General features: G+C 51.6%; 1 rRNA gene. It reads left to right on the forward strand.

Annotated features, from left to right (window positions below):
* Positions 1-88 precede the first annotated feature (88 nt).
* A 23S ribosomal RNA gene (locus tag JCM15124_RS12345) occupies positions 89-2996 on the forward strand.
* The last annotated feature ends 96 nt before the right edge of the window (positions 2997-3092 follow it).

Genomic DNA, 3092 nt, shown 5'->3' on the forward strand with positions numbered 1-3092 from the left:
TTGGTGTGGAGTGATTATATATTTCAAGATACAGCTGAAAGTATGAGCAACCCTGTGGCATGTGTTTATACACTTGTCACTTGGCGAATAGAAAGTAATTAAGGGCGTATGGCGGATGCCTAGGCTCACGGAGGCGATGAAGGACGTGATAAGCTGCGATAAGCTCCGGGTAGGTGCAAATGACCTTTGATCCGGGGATTTCCGAATGGGACAACCCAGCACTCTGAAGGAGTGCTATCCTGTTTTTTTTATCAGGAGGCTAACGCAGGGAACTGAAACATCTTAGTACCTGCAGGAAAAGAAAATAACTTAATGATTCCCCCAGTAGTGGCGAGCGACCGGGGAACAGCCCAAACCCATGACGTAGCAATGCGCCTTGGGGGTTGTAGGAGCACGTTGTCGTACTCCGATTGTGAGGAGAATGTTCTGGAAAGTTCAACCATAGCGGGTGATGGTCCCGTATCCGAAGCATGACGAGGCGTAGTGTTATCCTGAGTAGCGCGGAACACGAGTAATTCTGCGTGAATCTGCCGGGCCCATCCGGTAAGGCTAAATACTCCCGTGAGACCGATAGTGAATTCAGTACCGTGAGGGAAAGGTGAAAAGCACTCCTTTTAGGAGAGTGAAATAGTTCCTGAAACCATACGCCTACAAGCGGTCGGAGCATATTTTTTTGTATGTGACGGCGTGCCTTTTGCATAATGAACCTACGAGTTACCATGCCCAGCGAGGTTAAGGGGTTCAGCCCCGTATCCGCAGTGAAAGCGAGCCTGAACAGGGCGTTTAGTTGGGTGGGGTAGACGCGAAACCAAGTGATCTACACTTGACCAGGTTGAAGTTCCGGTAACACGGAATGGAGGACCGCACGGATAAGCGTTGAAAAGCTTCCCGATGAGTTGAGTGTAGGAGTGAAAGGCCAATCAAACTTGGAGATAGCTCGTACTCCCCGAAAGGCATTTAGGTGCCGCGTGCGATGTTCTCCGTGAGAGGTAGAGCGACCGATAGGTCAAGAGGCTTCACCGCCTATCGCGACCTGACGAACTCCGAATGCTCACGGATCGTAGTCGTGCAGTAAGGGGGCGGGTGCTAAGGTCCGTCCCCGAGAGGAGAAGAATCCTGACCGTCGTCTAAGGTCCCCAAATTCTGTCTAAGTTAGTCTAACGAAGTCCGGTCCCGGTGACAGCTAGGATGTTGGCTTGGAAGCAGCCATTCATTCAAAGAGTGCGTAACAGCTCACTAGTCGAGGGTCCGGGCGTGGATAATAATCGGGTATAAGTCAGATACCGAAGTCGCGGGATAGCAATGTATATTAAAAGTATCGGTAGGGGAGCATTCCATGTGCGTCGAATGGTGATGGTGATTGATCCTGGAGCGCATGGAAACGCAAATGTAGGTATAAGTAACGATAAAGGGGGTAAGATTCCCCCTCGCCGTAAGACTAAGGTTTCCCGGGCGATGCCAATCATCCCGGGGTTAGTCGGGTCCTAAGTCTCAGCCGAACGGCGATGGCGATGGCAGACACGGTTAATATTCCGTGACTTGCCCATTCAGCGATGTGGAGACGGAGCAGTGACACTGTCGCGCCCTTACGGATATGGGCGTTGAAGGTTTTAGGCTTTGAGGGGTGCAGGCAAATCCACACCCTGAGCTGATGGCCGATAGTACGGTTTTCCCCTCGGGGCGAACCGACAGCACAGGTAATCATACTTCCAAGAAAATCCGCTAAGCTCAATGTTTGGGCAACCCGTACCGCAAACGGACACACGTAGTCGGGTAGAACATACTAAGGCGTTGAGAGATTCATGGTTAAGGAACTAGGCAAACTGACCCCGTAACTTCGGGATAAGGGGTCCTCGTTTTTAGCGAGGCGCAGAGAATAGGTCCAGGCAACTGTTTAACAAAAACACAGGGCTGTGCCAACTCGAGAGATGACGTATACAGCCTGACACCTGCCCGGTGCCGGAAGGTTAAGAGGAGAGCTCAGACTCAAGTCGAAGGTTTGAATTGAAGCCCCGGTAAACGGCGGCCGTAACTATAACGGTCCTAAGGTAGCGAAATTCCTTGTCGGGTAAGTTCCGACCTGCACGAATGGTGTAATGATCCGGACGCTGTCTCAATCATGATCTCAGTGAAATTGTAGTATCGGTGAAGATGCCGATTACCCGCGATGGGACGAAAAGACCCCGTGAACCTTTACTACAGCTTAGCATTGACCTTGGTCATCCGATGTGTAGGATAGGCCGGAGGCTTCGAAGCATGCACGCCAGTGTTTGTGGAGCCATCCTTGAAATACGGCCCTTTGGCTGTCTGAGGTCTAACGCGCATGTTGCGCGGACATTGCTTGGTGGGTAGTTTGACTGGGGTGGTCGCCTCCAAAAGCGTAACGGAGGCTTCCAAAGGTGCCCTCGGGTCGTTTGGTAACCGACCTTATAGAGTGTAATGGCATAAGGGCGCTTGACTGGGAGGCAGACATGCCGAGCAGGCAGGAAACTGGGGCATAGTGATCCGGTGCAAGTGTATGGAAACTGCATCGCTCAAAGGATAAAAGGTACTCCGGGGATAACAGGCTGATCCCCCCCAAGAGCTCATATCGACGGGTGGTTTGGCACCTCGATGTCGGCTCGTCACATCCTGGGGCTGGAGAAGGTCCCAAGGGTTGGGCTGTTCGCCCATTAAAGTGGCACGCGAGCTGGGTTCAGAACGTCGTGAGACAGTTCGGTCTCTATCTATCGTGGGCGTTGGAGTTTTGCGTGGTTCCGCCACTAGTACGAGAGGACCGTGGTGGACAGACCTCCGGTTTACCGGTTGTGCCGCCAGGTGCACCGCCGGGTATCTGAGTCTGGTATGGATAAGCGCTGAAAGCATCTAAGTGCGAAGCCTTCCGCAAGATTAGAACTCCTTATGAGGGTCGTCACAGACGATGACGTTGATAGGGTGCAGGTGTAAAGACAGCGATGTCAAAGCCGAGCACTACTAATTGCCCGAAACTTTCATTCGTTTGCCTATTCTTTTTGCTGTATGTATTATCTTGTATGGCTTTTTTACATCTCCTTGCTTGTTGTCATGGTCACCCTTACGGTGCACTTTTTTTT

Source organism: Prevotella falsenii DSM 22864 = JCM 15124, from assembly GCF_000613945.1.
GTDB lineage: Bacteria > Bacteroidota > Bacteroidia > Bacteroidales > Bacteroidaceae > Prevotella > Prevotella falsenii.